This is a genomic window from Oleiphilus sp. HI0080 (assembly GCF_001635135.1).
In genome coordinates this window covers 1-587 of the sequence record NZ_LWFU01000723.1, presented here as the reverse complement: position 1 = coordinate 587, position 587 = coordinate 1, and the positions used below count along the sequence as shown (strand labels likewise).

1 pseudogene is annotated in these 587 nt (G+C 51.8%); it reads right to left on the bottom strand.

Annotation, left to right across the window (positions count from 1 at the left end):
- Window positions 1-587 (bottom strand): annotated as a pseudogene (locus tag A3751_RS15480) (bifunctional glutamine synthetase adenylyltransferase/deadenyltransferase); the annotation flags it as partial.

Below are 587 nucleotides of genomic sequence, written 5' to 3'. Positions count from 1 at the left end.
TTTCGCCATGCGATTTCCATCGCTGCTTCAACACACGCCTCGGCAAGCCAGGTTAAGTAATCACTTACTTTCATGACAGGTAGTACATCGCTTATCTCGGCCGCCGCTACACGCAACATATGTGACTGTTTGAAATTGCGCAGACAATCCATCTGCGCTTCTAAGTCATCCTCAGGAATACGAAGTAAAGACTGGCGAAGCTCATCGCTCAGCGCCTCGCGCGGAGGCGGCGAATATAACGATTTCGGATCAAGTAAATCATCCAAGACCACCGGCGTCGCAGCGATATGATCCGCAAACCATTGGCTTTCAGCGCATAGCTTACAAAGCTGCCGTAGCGCCTCGGCATTCTCGTTCAACAGCACCAAGTAGATGGTTCGGCCAAGCACCGACTGCACAACTTTTAGCACGCGCTCAAGCGTAAGCGCACAGGCACCAGATTCTGTGATCGTGTCTAGCAATCGAGGCAGAAACTCTTTGAATCGATCACGCGCAGACGCAGACATCTGACGAAAACGCGGCAACTCGTGCAAATCCATCAAAGCCTTTGTGCACAGCTCAGGCTCATCAAAACCGGCGCGGAGAAA